This window comes from Mycobacterium sp. IDUB_19 (assembly GCF_055419445.1).
The window spans coordinates 71,867-88,938 of sequence record NZ_JBVAXR010000016.1; the positions used below are offsets into that span (position 1 = coordinate 71,867).

Here is a 17,072-nt window from a genome sequence, read left to right on the forward strand (position 1 = left end):
AGTAATGACCGTGCCACTCAATCTGTCCAACCGGGACCAGAATTCGGGGCACCTGTTCTACAACCGGCGGCTGCGTGCCGCGATCACCCGGTTTTCCGTCCGGATGAAGCACGACGACCGCAAACAGCAAGCGGCCGTGGCGCTGTCGATCGTGCTCGTTGTCATCGGCATCGGGTGGATGGCGCTGCTCCATGTCATGAAGCCGTCCGGGTTGGTCGGCCAGTCGTCGATCATCGGCGACCGCGATACCGGCGCGGTGTACGCGAAGATCAACGGGCGGCTCTACCCGGCGCTCAACTTGACTTCGGCACGACTGGCGGTCGGCAGCGCCGGCTCTCCGACCTGGGTCAGAGCCAACGAGATCGCCAAGTATCCGACCGGCCCGATCATCGGAATTCCCGGTGCGCCCGACACCTTGCCGGTCACGGCGAGCGCCGAATCGGCGTGGTCGGTCTGCGACGCCGCAGCCGCCCGCGGCAGTGGAACCGCTCCGGTGGTGACCTCCATCGCCGGCCAGCTCTCCCCCATCGGCCGGTCGGAGCCGATGGGCCCCAAGCAGGCCATCCTGGCAACGCACAAGGGCGCGACGTATGTGATCTGGCGAGGCCAACGGTCCCGCATCGACCCAGCGGACCGATCGGTGACATTCAACCTCGGCCTCGACCCCGGGGTGACCTACCCGATCGAAATCTCCAACGCCCTGTTCGACGCCATGCCCTCAACGGAACCCCTTGTACTGCCTGCGATTCCGGGTCGTGGGACCCCGTCGCGCTGGGTGCCGGGTTCGATCGTGGGCAGGGTGCTGGAAACCCGTGACGCCAGCGGCACGGTCAACGGCTTCTATGTGCTGCTGCCGGACGGCGTGCAGAAAATCACCAGCTTCGTCGCGGACCTGTTGCGGACCGCGGATTCAGAGGGTTCGACGACGCCTACCCTGGTCGCGCCCGACAAATTGATTCAAATCCCGGTGGTCGACGTGCTCGATGTCGACTACTACCCGTCGGAGAAGCTGGATTTCGTCGACACCGCGGCGAATCCGGCAACCTGCGTGGGATGGCAGAAGCAATCGGGTGATCCGCAGGCCAGGATCACGATCTTCACCGGCCGAGGATTGCCGGTTCCGATCGGCGAGGATTCCCGCCTGGTTCGGTTGGTTCGCGACGACCGCGACCCCAATTCCGCTGAGGCGCAACAGACACTGGTGCTACCGGGTGCGGCGAACTTCGTCACGACCACCAGCGGTGTCGCGACGGCCGACAGCCGGGAAAGCTTGTATTGGATTTCACCGCAAGGTGTTCGATACGGCATCCAATCGGATCACCCGACCTTGCAGGCGCTGGGGCTGGATCCACGGCTGGCCGTGCAAGCACCCTGGCCGATCGTGCGTACCTTCGCGACCGGGCCCGCGATTGGGCGTGACGCCGCCCTGGTGGCGCGCGACGCTGTCACCGGACGCGGTGCCGTGGCGCCAATTCCTGATCTCAATGAACTGGCAGGCGGGGGTTAAGTAGCGATGTCCAAACGAGGTTTCGTCCGCGGCAGCCGCAAGCCGGCGCCGAACGTTCCACCGGTGCGCATCGCGGTCGCCGCACCGTTGGCGTTGCCCGAGCGTGAACCCCGCAACATCCTGCTGATGATCGCGGTGCCCGCGCTGCTCGTCGGAATCATCGGCACCTTGGTGGTGATGTACGCGTCCGGGATTCGATCGCTGCAGTCGGGCTTCTTCCCGATGATCGGTCTGGTCGGGTTCGGCACGCTGATGTTCAGCGGGCGCTTCGGGCGGGGGCGCCGAATCAGCTGGGGCGAGCAGGAGAAACAGCGGCGCAGCTATCTGCGCCAGCTCGACGAGGACCGCGACGAGGTGCAACGCGCCGCCCAGGATCAGCGACGCAGCCAGCTCTTCGTGCACGGCGATCCGCAGAAGCTGGACACGGTCATCGGCGGCCCCCGGATGTGGGAACGGCGCCCCGCCGACCGGGACTTTCTCGACGTCCGCCTGGGGATCGGTATCCAGCAAGCCAGCGAGTCGGCGGTGTCGCTGCAGTGGCCCGACGTTCCGATCGGTGAAGAGCTGGAGCCCGTAACCGGTGGCGCGCTGAGGGATTTCATCCTCGAGCAGAGCAAGATCCGGGGTATCGGCAAGGTTCTGAGCCTACGGTCGAAGCCCGGCTTCAGCTTCATCGGTGACGATCCAAGCGAGCTGCACAGCCTTGCCCGCTCGATCCTGTGCTCGCTTGCCGTCTACCACAGCTCCAGCGATCTCAAGGTCATGGTGGTGACGCGCCATCCCGAGTTGTGGTCGTGGATGGTGTGGTTGCCGCACAACCAGCACGACGAAATGTTCGACGCGTGCGGACTGCGTCGGTTGGTGTTCACCTCCCCCACCGAGCTGGAAGAGGCGCTCGACGCCGAGCTGCACCGCAAGGGCCGCGGCCCGTGGACGCCGCCGGTCGGCATGAGCCCGACGTCGATGCCGTCGCCCATCGAGTCCAGCATCGGCCTGGCGCTGGGGCCGCACTGGGTGATCGTCGACGACAACGTCGGCACCCCCGAGCAGTGGGAGGGTGTGACCGGGCAGAAGGGCATGGCCGGCATCACCGTGTTGCGGCTGGCCACCCGCGCGAGCGTGGGCGTCGGATTCGCCGACGACAGTGAGCGTTTCAGTCTGCGCGAAGGCAGGCTCATGCACCGCGGCACGTTCTATGCCGTGGCGGACATGCTCGCCGAGAGCACCGCCAACCGGTATGCAAGAGCACTCGCGCGCTGGTCCCCGATGAGCGCCGGAGAACTCTCGGAGACCGACAGCCAGGGCGGCGAATTGCTGCGGGCGCTGGGAATCAGCGATCCGCGGGAACTGGACGTCGACAGACTCTGGGGTGAGAGCCGCGGCCGTGGCGACCACAAATGGGCGATGATGCCCGTGGGCGTCAAGCAAGGCGGCGAGCTACAGAACGTTATCTTGCGCGCCAAAGACTTCGGCGGTTTTGGTTTTCACTCGGTGGTGATCGGGACATCCGGTTCCGGCAAGTCGGAGTACTTCCTGTCGCTGTGCACCGGGATCGCGTTGACGCACTCCCCCGAGACGTTCATCGTGATCTTCGTCGACATGAAGTTCGAATCGGCGGCCCAGGACCTACAGGGGTTCCCCCACGTCGCGGGCTCGCTGTCCAACCTGGGCAAGGACGACCGGCACCTGGCCGAGCGGATGCGCAAGGCAGTCAACGGCGAGATCGCCCGGCGTTACCGGCTTTTCAACGAAGCTGGGGCGCGCGACGCCAACGAGTATGAGGAAATGCGGCTCGCCGGGCGGGATCTGGAACCGGTACCGATCCTGCTGGTGATCATCGACGAATATCTCGAGCTGTTCATCCATCACCCGGAGTGGATCGATCTCGTCATCCACATCGGGCAGGAGGGTCGCGGCTGTAACGTCTTCTTCACTCTCGGCGGTCAGCGGCTGGATCTGTCGTCGCTCAGTAAAGTCAAGAGCAACATCGCCTTTCGGGTGGCGCTGCGCGCTGAGACCGCGGAGGACTCCCGCGACGTGATCGGTAGCGACGCAGCGCTACACCTGCCGTCGAAGGAGAACGGCTACGCGCTACTCAAGGTCGGGCCACGCGATTTGGAGCAGTTCCGCTGCTTCTACGTGTCCGCGCCGTTCGTGGTGCCCAAGCGGGTCGTCAACGTGAACAAGACGGTGGACGTGAGCTTTTCGCAGCCGCGGTCGTTGACCTGGGCCTACCAGCCACTCAGCGAGGCGGACAGCGAAGCCCTGGCCGTCGCCGATGAGCCCGAAGAGCCCGACGAGTTCCTGTTCCACGCCGACGGTTTCCGGAAGAAGAAGTTGGTCGACGTCATCCGCGAGTCGCTGATGGCGCACGGCGCGCGACCACCTCACCAAATCTGGCTTCCGCCTTTGGAAGTCAGTGAGCCGATGGACGTGCTGGTGGCCAGCTGGCGGCGCAAGCCATGGTACGTCGACTACGGGCAGAACCCCGGCTTGGTGTTCCCGGTCGGCGTGGTCGACATCCCCGAAGACCACGCGCAGCGCGTGCACGCCGTCGATGCCGAGATGGACAACATCATGGTGGTCGCGACGGCTCAGCGCGGAAAGTCGACGACGTTGATGGCGTTGATCACCTCCGCGGCGTTGATGTACCGACCCGAACGCGTCACGTTTTTCTGCATCGGCGCCTCGCTGTATCCGGTCGAAGAACTGCCGCACGTGGCGTCCGTCGTCAGCCAAACGGACAACGAGGGCGTTTCGCGAACCGTCGCGTCGATCGAGGGCCTGATCCTGGCGCGGGAGGCGGCGTTCAAGCAGTACCAAATCGACATCTCCGAATTCCGGGAACGTCGATTCGGCACCGAGCGGGAAGGCGGAACCGATCCCGCCGACAAGTTCGGTGATGTCTTCCTCGTCGTCGACAACTTCAGCGACCTGTACGACAAGGACTCCGCGATGGGAGACCGCTTGGTCGCGATCGCCCGCCAGGGCTTGTCCTACGGGGTCCACATCGCGACCACTGCTACGGCGTGGCTGGTCGGGCAGAAACAGGCGCTGGTCAACGTATCGAATGCGCGTATTCAGCTGCGGCTCAGCAACCCCGACGAAACCCAGATGGGCGAAGGCCTCGAGCGGCGGAGGGCCGCCCGCAACACACTGGACCGGCCGGGGTTCGGGGTTACCCGGGAGGGCCACGAGGTGCTGATCGGGGTGCCGGAGATCACGACCGCCACCGGGGAACGGGTGCCGACGCGGCAACTCGGTGCCGTCATTGCCGAGGTGACCGGTGTCGGCCGGCTGGAGAAGTTGGCGCGACTGCCCGAACGGATCGAGCTGGCCCAGATCATCGCCGCGTTCGCGTCGACCGATGTCGCGTCGGACCCGTTCAACGTTCCCTTCGCCATCGGCGAAAGCGCCTTGCAGGCAACGTATTTGCCGACCCGGGTGGTGCCCAACATGTTGGTGCTGGGCCGCCAGGGGTGCGGCAAGACCACGACCCTGGCTGCCTTCGGTCAGGCGGTGATGAGCCGGTTCACTCCCGAGCAGGCGCAGATCACCATCATCGATCCCAAGACATCGCTGATTGGGAAAATCCGCGGACCGCATGTGCGGGCGTACGCCTATACCGCCGACGATATCGATGCCGTGATCGAGGAATTGGCGGCGATGATGCGCGACCGTCTTCCCCCCTCGGGTCTGAGCCAAGAGGAGTTGCTTTCCAGGAGCACCTGGGACGGGCCGCACCAATTCCTGCTGATCGACGACGAGCAGGAACTCCGTCCGCATGGCGCGATCGGCAAGGCTGCCGCGAGCGCGCCGCTGTGGGGATTGATCGAACGCAGTCGCGAGATGGGCCTGCACGTAATTGCCTCGCGGTTGCCCGGAAACTGGGCGGGTATCTCAGTGACGAATCCGTTCCTGCAAAAGATGACCAGTTCGCGGGCGCCGACGCTATTCATGGACAACGACCCGGCGATGGTAAAGGTGTTCGGCAGGGTCGGCGCTCAGCAACTGCCGCCGGGGCGCGGGCTGCTCGTCACCACCGACGGAGCGATCGAAGGTGTGCTGGTAGGAACGCCGGAATAGGCCGATCTTCGGCTTGCGGGCGGGGCGGCAGAAAAGGTGAATCGACACCTGCCAGCGGCCACCATAGAATCGGTCCATTCCGCGTGCTATCGGCGGGCACAACTTGCCTGGTGGGGAGCCAGCCAAAGGGGTATACCCCTACGGATGCATCCGGGCATTGAGAAATACGGAGGGCAAAATGACTGGGACATTCGGAATGGTGCCGGGCGGCGTTGACTTGTCGTCGGCGACCGAAGGCGCGATCAGCGAGGAAATGTCGGCAACGACCGCCGCAGGCGCGGCGGCGCTGACCGGTGTGCTGCCGATGGCACCGGACGCTGACTCTGTGGAATTCGCCGCCGCGCTGAACGCGGCGGGTGCGGCCTACATCGCCACCGCTAGTGAGCACGCCGGGCAGCGGTCCGCCTTCTCAGGCGCACAGGGCCTGGCATCGGCTACCACGAGCATGGTTGAGCTAGCCAACGCCGCCGCGAGCGCTATCTAACCGACGATGCCTGATCCCAGGTGGACGGGTCCGCCCGAGGGAATCGCTGCGATCTTCGAGGCGGGCAACCCGGCATCGGTGCTCGCCAACAATGCGGTCTGGATCACCGAGACCACGAATAAGGAACTGGCGGCCGGTCTTTCCAGCGTCAACGCTCTTGCCACGGCGGCGCAGTGGCAGGGCGTGGGTGCACTCGCGTCGATGGTTACCTCGACCGGGCTCAATGCCGGACTGCATACGCTGGTGGGTTGGACCGCGGAGAAGATTGGCGTCACCACGGCCGCCGTGGAGGCGTTCATGATCGCGCGGTCGTCGATCATCCCGTCGCTGGTGTCGACGACCAACCGGGTCGAGTGGAAGGCATTGCTCGACACGAACTTCTTCGGGCAGAACACCCCCGGGATGGCTGAGCGGGACGGCGAGTACTACGGCGAACACTGGCCGCACAACTCGAGCATCGGCTGGACCTACTCGGGTGCGCTGGCTGCCCTCGTCGCGGCGCTCGCGGTTCCCCCGCCGATCGCCCCGATGGGCGCCTCCCCTGCCGGCCCGGCAGCGGCGGCCTCGGCCGTCGGCCAGGCGGCGGCTCAGGCTGGGATGAACGGCGCGACGCAGGTGTCCAGCCAGGCGACGCAGGGTGCGGGAGAGGCAGCATCCGCACCCGCCGAGGGCGGCAGCCAGCTCAGTTCACTCATGCAGACGCCGATGCAAATGATCTCCGGCGTGATGGAACCGCTACAGCAGGCCGTCAAGGCCCCGATGGATGCGTTCCAGGGGATGGCTAGCATGCCGCAGGGGTTGCTTCAGTCGATGACGAGCGCGTTTTCGTCGGCGGGCGGAGGCAATGCCGGAGCGGCCGGCGCCGCCGCCGAGCCCTTTCTGGCCGGGGCGACCGGTCCGCTTGGCGGAGGGGCTGGCGGCGGCGTGGGTGCAGGTGGCGGCTTCCCGGGCGCCGGGTTGACCAGCTACACCCGTCCGACCAGCAGCTTTGAGCCGGAGGCCGGCGGCAGACCGACCAGCCTTCGCGCGGGCGTGCTCAATGCCTCCGAGCTACGCGGTCCCACCTCCCCGACGGGAACCGGGATGGGCGGCTCGGCGATGCCGATGTCGCCGGCCGGCATGCTGGGGCAGGGCAAGGAAGGCCAGGCCGACAAGGACGTGACCCGCGCCCGAGTCGTCGTCGGCGGCGATCCGACCGACGAAACGTAATCCGCACTCCCCTAGTGCTTACCGTCCGGGCCTTGAGTGGATGGCCCCGGCTCTCCTCACGCTGGCGCGTTTATCGCCCGGGGCCGGGCGGGCCGGCGAAGGCTTGGGCGATCTCCACCCAGCGCTGCGCGTCGGGACCGTGCGCGGTGATGTCGAGCGCACTCAGCGGACGCCGCTGGGTGACCAAGAAGCAGAAGTCCTCCGCGGCGCCCGCGACCCGCTGGGCGGCATCCGCCGGACCCCAGGACCAGGTGTCGCCGCCGGGCGCGCTCAGCTCGACCCGAAACGGCTCGGACGGCGGCACCAGCTCGTTGACCACGAACGCGTAGTCGCGGGTGCGAACCCCCAGATGGGCGATCGAGTACAGCCGCTCGGTCGGCGCCCGTTTGACACCAAGCGCGTCGGCGACGTCCAGCCCGTGTGCCCAGGTCTCCATCAACCGGGCGGTAGCCATCGACGCCGGGCTCATCGGCGGCCCGAACCACGGTAATTTCCGGCTCGCATCCACCTTGAGCAGCGCGTCGTGCAACCGCTGCCGGGTGGTCCGCCAATCGCTCAGCAGCTCGTCCGGCGGCATGGCGGCCAGTTCTTCAGCGCCCGCGTCGACAAAGCCGACGGGGTCCTGCATCGCTTCGGCTAGCACCTCGGCGAACCCCGCCTCGTCGGTGACCGAGACCAGGGCGACCCGATCGGTCCACAACAGGTGCCCGATCTGATGGGCGACGGTCCAGCCCGGCGACGGCGTCGGGTCGGCCCAGCGCTCCGCGGCGAGTGGTGCGACCAGCGCGTCGAGGTCGTCGCTCTCGGCACGCAGGTCGGCCACCATCGGCCCGGGATCCGCCATCACGTCCTCCTTAGCGACTGGTCACCGGCTGACCGCGCCGGCCCACGAGACTGTGCACGGCAAGCCCGGCCAGGTACAGCGCCGAGCCGAACATCACGAACGTGGGCGCATGCCCGTCGGCGGGGATCACCATCGCGGCCACCGTGATCGAGACGATGAACGAGACCCAGAACAGCGCGTCCTGCACCGCGAACACATGGCCGCGCAGGGCGTCGTCGACGTCCATCTGCATCGCCGAGTCGGCGCACAGCTTGATCATCTGGCCGGTAACACCAAGGAAGAAGCTGCACGCCACCATGACCGGCAGCATCAGTCCAGCCCCGGACAGCTCGATCAGCGCGGCCGCGATCAGCGCACCGTTCACCGCGGCGTAACGCCCCCAACGACGCACCGTGGGCGGGGTCAGCAGGGTGGCGAGGAAGGACCCGAGCCCCGAGGCGGCGAAGAACACCAGCGCGATACCCAATCCGCCGACCGCCAGGTTCTTGGTGTGATGGACCAGCAACAGGATCACCAGCGAGTTGATGCCCACCACCATCCGGTGTGACGCCAAGCCGGACAGGGCGGCGGCGACCGTCGGCGTGGACACCACCGTGCGCACGCCGTGCAGCCACCCGGTGATCACTGCATAGACGACCGATCCGTGGATTGCCCGCTTGGTGTCGTCCGGCCCGAGCACCCGGGGTCCGAACCGCAGGGACAGCAACAACGCGACCGACACCGGAATCAACGCCGTGAGGATGATGACGGACGCGCCCCGATCGCTACCGCCGACGAACCACCGGGGTATGAGCATGAAGTTGGCGCCGAAGAACGCCGCGATGGCGCCCGAGGCGGTGGCGAGCGAGTTCATCGTCACCACCTGTTCGCGCGGCACCACGTGCGGCAGCGATGCCGACAGGCCCGAGGCCACGAATCGCGAAAAGCCGTTGAAGAGCAGCGCCCCCAGCAGCAGCGGAACCTCGCCGGCGCGCACCGCCAGAATCGTGCCGATCACGATGATCAGGGCCAGGCGGCACAAGTTGGCCCCGACCAGCACCCACCGCCGGTCCCAGCGGTCCATCAACGCCCCGGCGAACGGTCCCAGCAGCGAATAGGGCAGGAACAGAACCGCGAATGCGAACGCGATCGACAAGGGGTCGGCCGCCCGGTCCGGGTTGAAAAGCAGCGCGCCGGCCACCGTCGCCTGGAAGAGGCCATCACCGAACTGACTCGCCATGCGCAGCTTAATCACCCGCCGCAGATCCGGCATTGCGCGCACCGACTGCCAGAGTTCGACGGGTGCGCGCGAGTGCATCCGGGTTTGGAACACAGAACCGACTTCCACGATTGGGCTGGATAAGGATGGTCGCACTCGACGTCGCTGTAGTAACAGTACAAATATTTACGGGCGGCGTTTGTTTGTGCCGAGCGATGCTACGGGAGTGCGATGATGGATTGATGCCGCCGCCGGAAGATCCCGAAGACTACATCGCACCCGCTGCCCAGCGGGTGCGTGCGGGTACTTTGCTGCTTGCCAATACCGACCTTCTCGAACCGACGTTTCGGCGCAGCGTCATCTACATCGTCGAGCATAACGACGGCGGCACCCTGGGCGTGGTGCTCAACCGTTCCAGCGAGACCGCCGTCTACAACGTGTTGCCGCAGTGGGCCAAGATGGCCGCCAAGCCGAAGACGATGTTCATCGGTGGACCGGTGAAGCGCGACGCGGCCCTGTGTCTGGCGGCGTTGCGGATCGGCGCCGACCCACAGGGTGTGCCGGGCTTGCGGCATGTGTCCGGCCGGATCGTGATGGTCGACCTCGACGCGGAGCCCGATGTGATTGCGCCGCTGATCGAGGGAGTCCGGATCTACGCGGGATACTCGGGCTGGACCATCGGTCAGCTCGAAGGTGAGATCGAGCGCGACGACTGGATTGTGTTGTCGGCATTGCCATCTGACGTTCTCGTTGGTGCGAAGGAGGACCTGTGGGGGCAGGTCCTGCGCCGACAGCCGCTGCCGCTGTCGCTGCTCGCCACCCACCCGATCGACGTCAGCCGGAACTAGCGCTCCTCCCCCACCTCCGTCGGCGCTGACTGCGACGACGTTGCATCAGCGTCGCGTGCCAGCCTGCTGGCAATCATCGCGCAGACCACAAGCTGGATCTGGTGGAAGATCATCAGCGGCAGCATGGTCAGGCCGACGGTCGCTGCGGGGAAAAACACCAACGCCATCGGCAGCCCGGATGCCAGGCTCTTCTTGGACCCGCAGAACAGCAGCACGATCGCGTCGCCGCGGTCCAGCTGGGCGAGCCGGCCGATCACCGTGGTGGCAGCCAGCACGACGGCCAGCAGCGCGGCGGCGACCAGGGAAACCAAGATCAAGCGCCACACGTCGACGCTGACCCAGACGCCCTGCACCATGCCCATCGAAAAGGCCGTGTACACGACCAGCAGGATGGACCCCCGGTCGACGACCTTGAGCACCGCCGCATAGCGGGCGATCAACCCGGTGATCCAGGGCCGCACCAGCTGGCCGGCGGCGAATGGCACTAAGAGCTGCAGCACGATGTTGCGGATCGAACTACCGTCCACCCGGATTGCGCCGCTGGTGTTCATCAGCAGCACCACCAGCAGCGGGGTCAGCACGATGCCAAGGATGTTCGACAACGACGCGCTGACGATGGCGGCGGAAACGTGGCCCCGCGCAATCGAAGTGAACGCGATCGACGACTGCACGGTCGACGGGACGAGACACATGAACAGGACGCCGTGGTACAGGTCGATCGTCAGAACGGAGGGCACCAATGCTCGAGCGGCCAGGCCCAGCAGCGGGAACAGCACGAATGTAGTGGCCAGCACCAGCAGGTGCAATCGCCATTGCCGGACGCCGTGCCAGGCCTGCTGCGGCGACAACCGCGCGCCGTACAAGAAGAAAAGCAGTGCGACCGCGGACGTAGCGGCGGTCTCGGCGGCGCCGGCGGCGTCGCCGTGCGCGGGCAGGAGGGCAGCAAGCGTCACGGTTGCCGCTAGGGCCAGCAGGAATGGATCGAGGATCGTCGGCAGGCGTGTGAGCATGGGCTACCGCACGGCGTAACGCCGGCGGGAATTCCTCAGTGGCAGGACTGCGTGCAGGCGATGCACTCGCCGGCGCAACTGGGTGCCGCTGCCTCCCGGCGCAGCGCGAAGCGGGCGCTTTGCCACGAGCCGGCGGCCAGCGTGCCGAGGGCGCCGGCCACGCAGACGATCAGCACCACAAACGCGGTGTGCGCGGATGCGGCGAGCGCCACCACACCGCCGGCGGTCAGCATCACCGCGGCCGCCAACTGCGTCGGCGCCATGGCGCGCAACGCGACCTGAGTGGCACCGGCAGTGTTGTTGTGAGAGAGCGACCAAGTCCCGAACCCGGCGGAAGCGACCGCCGCACAAACACACACCACCCCAGCGATCAGCATGGCCTCACAATACGAGCCCGGTCATCTATCCGCGCGCCGGGCTCCACAGCGCTTGTGCCGGCGCCGAATTAGCGCGAGCCGAGGTTACTGAAGTTCGGCAGCGGCGGCAGCCCAGGCACCAGGGCCAACAGGTTGGGCGTGGGCTGCGGGGAGGGCAGCTGGTTGGGCACGGCCATCTGGGCGGGAAGCCGGGTCGGCGCGCCGACCGGTGCTTGTGCGGGAACCGCGGCGGGAGCGGGCGCGGGTGTCTGCGCCGGGACGCCGACGGGTGCAGCAGCCGGGGCCTGGGCGGGAGCGGGGGTCGGTGCGGCGGCCCCGGGCGCGGCCACCTGGAACCCGTTGATGATGGCGTCGGTGGCGGGCGCGTCTGAGACGGCCACCGCACGGTCGGTGGTCACCGACAGCGACACTAGGTACGTGTCGTGGCCCGACGTGGCGAGGACGTGACGGCGCGAGGTGTTCAGCGTCATGTCGCCCTCGCGGTACGTGCCCTCGATAACCGACGACGGGAAGCCGTCGAAATCGGCCATCGACGCGTTGGTGGACTGCCAGGCCAGCAGTTTCTGGCTGTCGACGTAGCCGTGGGAGATGGCTTCCCTGGGATCGAAGGTGCCGACCAGTTTGTACACCACGACCTGCGCATTTGAGGTGTAGACGCTGCTGCCTTGCCGGTCAGCGATCACCGCGAACGCATCGGGCACATTGGGGTCGGGCACCTGGGTCCAGCGGGCCGGCACCGGCAGCGTGATGTCGAGGGCCTTGAATGCCTGCGGCTTCTGCGGCTCCAGCTTGACGCCCTTCGAACCCAAGTAGTCGCGCAGCGTTCCGGAGGCCGCCGGGGTGACGGTCTGCGGCGCCGGTGCAACCGCGGCGGCGTTAGGCGTCGCGGCCGGAGTCGCGGCGCTGTTGGGGGCGGCGGCGAGGCCGGGCGGGGCGAACGGATTGGCCGCCGGCGGGGTGGGGAGGAACCGGTTGCTGTTGGCCGCACCCGGAGCCGCCGGGATGTACTGGTTCGCCGGCACCGGGACGATGGGGCCGGGTGGCACGGGAACGAGAGGATCGGCCGAGGCCATAGCACCCGAAAATAGGGCGAACCCGATCACACTGGCGGCGAAACCGCCTGCGACTGCGCGCCAGGGGGCGGCGATCTGAGTCATCTCTGTCGGTCCTTCCGAATGGCTGGGTCCACCAGCATCCGCACGTATAGAGGCTGACTGTAACCAGAGGTCAAACGCACTGGACAGGGCCGAAATAGAGCTGGGATGAACCCCTGACCGTCGCGCAATGCAACCTTTATCAACCTGTGGCCGGCGGGCTTGGCAAGTCGGCCCTTATACGCTGTTCACGTGACCGAATCGCCGACCGCCTCGTCTCGGAGCGACCCTGCGGGTGCCCAGACGGAGTCCGACGCGCCGCCATACCGTTACACCGCGGAGCTGGCCGGCCGGATCGAGGGCACCTGGCAGGCCAACTGGGCCAGGCTCGGGACGTTCAATGTGCCCAACCCGGTCGGGTCGTTGGCGCCGACGGACGGCGCGCCGGTACCCGACGACAAGTTGTTCGTGCAGGACATGTTCCCGTATCCGTCGGGCGACGGGCTGCACGTCGGGCACCCCCTGGGCTACATCGCGACGGACGTATACGCGCGCTATTTCCGGATGATCGGCCGTAATGTTTTGCACGCCTTGGGGTTTGATGCTTTCGGACTGCCCGCCGAGCAGTACGCGGTGCAAACCGGCACCCATCCGCGCAGCAGGACCGAGGCCAACATCGTCAACTTCCGCCGTCAGCTGGGCAGGCTGGGTCTCGGGCACGACAGTCGGCGATCCTTCTCGACCACCGACGTCGAGTTCTATAAGTGGACGCAATGGATCTTTCTGCAGATCTACAACGCGTGGTTCGACACCGCGGCCGCCAAAGCCCGTCCGATCGCCGAGCTGATCGCCGAATTCGATTCCGGTGCCCGCCGTCTCGACGACGGCCGGGACTGGGCGACATTGTCGGTGGGGGAGCGCGCCGATGTGATCGACAGCCACCGACTGGTTTACCGCGCCGACTCGATGGTGAACTGGTGCCCCGGGCTGGGCACGGTGCTGGCGAACGAAGAAGTCACCTCCGACGGACGCAGTGACCGCGGGAACTTCCCGGTCTTCCGGAAACGGCTGCGGCAGTGGATGATGCGGATCACCGCCTACTCCGATCGGCTGCTCGATGATCTGGAGGTGCTGGACTGGCCGGATCAGGTAAAGGCCATGCAACGCAACTGGATTGGCCGCTCCACCGGTGCCGAGGCGTTGTTCTCGGCGATGACGACCGGCGGCGACATCGTCGACATCGACGTGTTCACCACCCGCCCCGACACCTTGTTCGGCGCGACCTATCTGGTGCTCGCGCCCGAACATGACCTGGTGGACGACCTGGTCGCCACCGCCTGGCCGGACGGCGTCGACCCCAGCTGGACCTACGGCGCCGCCACACCGGGGGACGCCGTCGCGGCCTACCGGCGCGCGATCGGCACGAAGTCAGACCTCGAGCGCCAGGAGAGCAGGGAGAAGACCGGCGTCTTCCTGGGCAGCTACGCGACAAATCCGGCCAACGGTAAACCGGTGCCTATCTTCATCGCCGACTACGTGTTGGTGGGCTACGGCACCGGGGCCATTATGGCGGTGCCCGGCCACGATCAGCGTGACTGGGATTTCGCCAACGCGTTGCACCTGCCGATCGTGGAAGTGATTGCCGGGGGCGATATTTCGGAAGCCGCCTACGCGGGTGACGGTGTGCTGGTGAATTCCGGCTATCTCGATGGCATGAACGTGGCAGCCGCCAAGGAGGCCATCACCGCGCGCCTGGAATCCGAGGGCCGCGGCCGTGCCCGCATCGAATTCAAGCTGCGGGACTGGCTTTTCGCGCGTCAGCGGTACTGGGGCGAACCATTCCCGATCGTTTACGACAGCGACGGCCGCGCGCATCCGCTGGACGAGGCCGCGCTGCCGGTCGAACTGCCCGACGTGCCAGACTATTCGCCGGTGTCCTTCGACCCCGATGACGCCGACAGTGAGCCGTCGCCGCCGCTGGCCAAAGCCACCGACTGGGTGCACGTCGAGTTGGATCTCGGCGACGGGTTGAAGTCCTACTCGCGCGACACCAACGTGATGCCGCAGTGGGCCGCCAGTTCCTGGTACGAACTGCGGTACACCGACCCGCACAACTCAGAACGATTCTGCGCCAAGGAGAACGAGGCCTATTGGATGGGGCCGCGGCCCGCCGAGCACGGTCCGGACGATCCCGGCGGCGTCGACCTGTACGTCGGCGGCGCTGAGCATGCGGTGCTGCACCTGCTGTATTGCCGGTTCTGGCACAAGGTCCTCTACGACCTGGGTCACGTGAGCTCTCGTGAGCCGTACCGCAGGCTGGTCAACCAGGGCTACATCCAGGCGTTCGCCTATACCGACGACCGCGGCTCCTACGTTGCGGCCGAGCAAGTGAGCGAGCGCGACGGCAAATTCTTCTATCCGGGACCCGACGGCGACATCGAGGTCTTTCAGGAATTCGGCAAAATCGGTAAGAGTCTGAAGAATTCGATATCTCCCGACATGATCTGCGACGAATACGGCGCGGACACCCTGCGGGTGTACGAGATGTCGATGGGCCCGCTGGAAGCTTCCCGGCCTTGGGCCACCAAGGACGTCGTTGGCGCGCACCGCTTTCTGCAGCGAGTGTGGCGGCTGGTGGTCGACGAGAGCACCGGCGAATCCCGGGTAGCGGATACGCAGGAGCAGCTGGACACCGAGACCCTGCGCGCACTGCACCGCACCATCGAAGGTGTTGCGGAAGACTATACGGCCCTGCGGAATAACACCGCGGCGGCCAAGCTGATCGAGTACACCAACCACCTGACCAAGGCGCATCGCGACGCGGTGCCGCGGACGGCGGTCGAGCCGCTGGTGCTGATGCTGGCACCGCTGGCCCCGCACATGGCCGAGGAGCTGTGGTCGCGGTTGGGGCACAGCACTCCGTTGGCGCACGGCCCGTTTCCGGACGCCGACCCCGCCTATCTCGTCGACGACACCGTCGAGTACCCGGTGCAGGTCAACGGCAAGGTGCGCGGGCGTGTGGTGGTGGCCGCCGACGCCGATGAGGACACGCTGAAAGCCGCGGCGCTGGGGGATGAGAAGGTCCAGGCGTTCCTGGCCGGTGCCGCGCCCCGCAAGGTGATCGTGGTCGCCGGCCGGCTGGTCAACCTGGTGGTCTGAACGCCGACTAACGCCGGCGCGGCCGCAGCACTACCTCGTGGACGTGGCCGTCGCGTGGCATCGCCACGGTCTGGGCGACGGCCGCGGCGACCGTCTCGGGCCGCAAGAAGTCGGCGGCGTCGTACTCGCCGCCCTCGAACGCGATGAGCTCGCGTTGCATCTCGGTGTCCGTGCGGCCCGGAAATATCGTGGTGACCCGCAGGCCCGGCTCGTCGGCGCGCAGTGAGTCGGCGAACGCGCGCAACGCGAATTTGCTGGCCGAATACGACGCCATACCAGGAGAAACCGTACGGCCCGCCCCGGAGTTGATGAACACGACCTGACCCCGGGCGCTTCGCAGGGCGGGTAACAGCTCCAGCGTAAGAGCCACCGCACCAAAGACATTCACGTTGAAAGTGGCGCGCCATTCGTCGACATGCGATTCGGCGACCCGTCCCGGGACGGACAGCCCCGCGTTATGTACCAGTACGTCGAGCTCGTCGACGATTTCGCAGGCGGCCTCGATCTCGTCGATGTCGGTAAGGTCCAGTGGGAAGGTGGTGGCGCCGAGCCGTTCCGCGACGGCGTCGAGCCGATCGGAGGGCCGACCGGCCAGCAGCAGCGTATGCGTCGGGGCCAGCGCTGTGGCGATGGCGGAACCGATACCGCCGCCGGCACCAGTGATGAGTGCAGTTGGCATGCAGGTCAGTCTACGGACATCACCAATGCCGTTGGAAAGCAGGTACTTTCACGCACGCTTGCGGGCGGGGGATTCTCCTCCGGCGGGGCCCGAGGTCGGCTCGCCCAAGGCCAGGCGTTCCAGCGGCGCCAGTGCCTTGGTCAGCAGGTTCAGGTCGGACTCGGGAAGTTGGCTCAGCATCGCGGCCAGGGCGGCGCGCCGGTTGGCGAGCGACTCGGCGTGCACGGCCCGCCCGCGCGGGGTGATGTCGACCAGCACGGCGCGCAGGTCGGACGGATCGCGAGAGCGCTTCACCAGACCGATCTTCTCCAGCCGGCGGATCGCCACGGTCGTGGTGGGGGTCCGCACCCGTTCGTGCGCGGCCAGGTCCGTCATCCGGATCGGGCCTTGATCGAGGAGCGTGACCAGAATCGACAGCTGTGCCAATGTCAGTTCGCCGGCGACTACTCCGCTCGGGTCGCCACGGCGCAGTATCGAAAACAGTTTGGACAGCGCGCGGTGCAAGCCTTCCGCAAGCTCGGTCACCTCGGCCGCGGTGGATTCGCTGTCCGCCATAAGTCGGCAGTCTAACCCGATA

General features: G+C 66.7%; 13 protein-coding genes. 6 read left to right on the forward strand and 7 right to left on the reverse strand.

Annotated elements, in window-relative coordinates:
- The first annotated feature begins 10 nt into the window (after positions 1 to 10).
- The 4 genes from eccB (at position 11) to ACZY0B_RS15025 (ending at position 7,286) form a co-directional block, all read left to right on the forward strand.
- Positions 11 to 1,507 carry a type VII secretion protein EccB gene (gene eccB, locus ACZY0B_RS15010; protein WP_463764954.1) on the forward strand — a complete coding sequence of 499 codons (1,497 nt, stop codon included), beginning with the start codon at positions 11 to 13 and terminating at the stop codon, positions 1,505 to 1,507.
- 6 nt (positions 1,508 to 1,513) lie between these two features.
- Positions 1,514 to 5,593, forward strand: coding sequence for a type VII secretion protein EccCa (gene eccCa, locus ACZY0B_RS15015; protein WP_463764917.1), 4,080 nt, complete (start codon positions 1,514 to 1,516; stop codon positions 5,591 to 5,593).
- Positions 5,594 to 5,771: 178 nt separating this feature from the next.
- Complete coding sequence (locus tag ACZY0B_RS15020; RefSeq protein WP_463764918.1) at positions 5,772 to 6,077, forward strand: PE domain-containing protein; 306 nt, start codon at positions 5,772 to 5,774, stop codon at positions 6,075 to 6,077.
- Between the two features lie 6 nt (positions 6,078 to 6,083).
- Positions 6,084 to 7,286, forward strand: a complete 1,203-nt coding sequence (locus ACZY0B_RS15025) for a PPE domain-containing protein (RefSeq protein WP_463764919.1) — start codon at positions 6,084 to 6,086, stop codon at positions 7,284 to 7,286.
- A 70-nt stretch (positions 7,287 to 7,356) separates the two neighbouring features.
- On the opposite strand, the gene ACZY0B_RS15030 is transcribed toward ACZY0B_RS15025, so the two are convergent.
- Positions 7,357 to 8,130, reverse strand: a complete 774-nt coding sequence (locus ACZY0B_RS15030; RefSeq protein ID WP_463764920.1) for a TIGR03084 family metal-binding protein — start codon at positions 8,128 to 8,130, stop codon at positions 7,357 to 7,359.
- 10 nt (positions 8,131 to 8,140) lie between these two features.
- Complete coding sequence (locus ACZY0B_RS15035) at positions 8,141 to 9,427, reverse strand: MFS transporter (protein ID WP_463764955.1); 1,287 nt, start codon at positions 9,425 to 9,427, stop codon at positions 8,141 to 8,143.
- A 140-nt stretch (positions 9,428 to 9,567) separates the two neighbouring features.
- On the opposite strand from ACZY0B_RS15035, the gene ACZY0B_RS15040 reads away from it, so the two are divergent.
- Positions 9,568 to 10,176, forward strand: coding sequence for a YqgE/AlgH family protein (locus ACZY0B_RS15040; RefSeq protein ID WP_463764921.1), 609 nt, complete (start codon positions 9,568 to 9,570; stop codon positions 10,174 to 10,176).
- Here ACZY0B_RS15040 and ACZY0B_RS15045 read toward each other — a convergent pair.
- From ACZY0B_RS15045 to ACZY0B_RS15055, 3 genes are all read right to left on the reverse strand, one after another.
- Complete coding sequence (locus tag ACZY0B_RS15045; protein WP_463764922.1) at positions 10,173 to 11,186, reverse strand: bile acid:sodium symporter family protein; 1,014 nt, start codon at positions 11,184 to 11,186, stop codon at positions 10,173 to 10,175. The genes ACZY0B_RS15040 and ACZY0B_RS15045 overlap by 4 nt on opposite strands.
- A gap of 35 nt (positions 11,187 to 11,221) precedes the next feature.
- Complete coding sequence (locus ACZY0B_RS15050; RefSeq protein ID WP_463764923.1) at positions 11,222 to 11,563, reverse strand: hypothetical protein; 342 nt, start codon at positions 11,561 to 11,563, stop codon at positions 11,222 to 11,224.
- Between the two features lie 68 nt (positions 11,564 to 11,631).
- The gene (locus ACZY0B_RS15055) at positions 11,632 to 12,720 is read right to left on the reverse strand and encodes an LpqN/LpqT family lipoprotein (RefSeq protein ID WP_463764924.1); all 1,089 of its coding nucleotides are present in this window, start codon (positions 12,718 to 12,720) and stop codon (positions 11,632 to 11,634) included.
- 189 nt (positions 12,721 to 12,909) lie between these two features.
- On the opposite strand from ACZY0B_RS15055, the gene leuS reads away from it, so the two are divergent.
- Positions 12,910 to 15,816 carry a leucine--tRNA ligase gene (leuS, locus tag ACZY0B_RS15060; RefSeq protein ID WP_463764925.1) on the forward strand — a complete coding sequence of 969 codons (2,907 nt, stop codon included), beginning with the start codon at positions 12,910 to 12,912 and terminating at the stop codon, positions 15,814 to 15,816.
- A gap of 7 nt (positions 15,817 to 15,823) precedes the next feature.
- On the opposite strand, the gene ACZY0B_RS15065 is transcribed toward leuS, so the two are convergent.
- Positions 15,824 to 16,495 (reverse strand): SDR family oxidoreductase, encoded by a 672-nt coding sequence (locus tag ACZY0B_RS15065; RefSeq protein WP_463764926.1) that lies wholly within the window; start codon positions 16,493 to 16,495, stop codon positions 15,824 to 15,826.
- Between the two features lie 48 nt (positions 16,496 to 16,543).
- Positions 16,544 to 17,050 (reverse strand): MarR family winged helix-turn-helix transcriptional regulator, encoded by a 507-nt coding sequence (locus ACZY0B_RS15070; protein ID WP_463764927.1) that lies wholly within the window; start codon positions 17,048 to 17,050, stop codon positions 16,544 to 16,546.
- Positions 17,051 to 17,072: the final 22 nt, after the last annotated feature.

Bases quoted from the DNA above. Each gene is read 5' to 3' on its own strand.
- eccCa (WP_463764917.1), top strand. From the start codon at position 1,514: ATGTCCAAACGAGGTTTCGTCCGCGGCAGCCGCAAGCCGGCGCCGAAC.
- ACZY0B_RS15020 (WP_463764918.1), top strand. From the start codon at position 5,772: ATGACTGGGACATTCGGAATGGTGCCGGGCGGCGTTGACTTGTCGTCG.
- ACZY0B_RS15025 (WP_463764919.1), top strand. From the start codon at position 6,084: ATGCCTGATCCCAGGTGGACGGGTCCGCCCGAGGGAATCGCTGCGATC.
- ACZY0B_RS15030 (WP_463764920.1), bottom strand. From the start codon at position 8,130: ATGGCGGATCCCGGGCCGATGGTGGCCGACCTGCGTGCCGAGAGCGAC.
- ACZY0B_RS15035 (WP_463764955.1), bottom strand. From the start codon at position 9,427: ATGCACTCGCGCGCACCCGTCGAACTCTGGCAGTCGGTGCGCGCAATG.
- ACZY0B_RS15045 (WP_463764922.1), bottom strand. From the start codon at position 11,186: ATGCTCACACGCCTGCCGACGATCCTCGATCCATTCCTGCTGGCCCTA.
- ACZY0B_RS15050 (WP_463764923.1), bottom strand. From the start codon at position 11,563: ATGCTGATCGCTGGGGTGGTGTGTGTTTGTGCGGCGGTCGCTTCCGCC.
- ACZY0B_RS15055 (WP_463764924.1), bottom strand. From the start codon at position 12,720: ATGACTCAGATCGCCGCCCCCTGGCGCGCAGTCGCAGGCGGTTTCGCC.
- ACZY0B_RS15065 (WP_463764926.1), bottom strand. From the start codon at position 16,495: ATGCCAACTGCACTCATCACTGGTGCCGGCGGCGGTATCGGTTCCGCC.
- ACZY0B_RS15070 (WP_463764927.1), bottom strand. From the start codon at position 17,050: ATGGCGGACAGCGAATCCACCGCGGCCGAGGTGACCGAGCTTGCGGAA.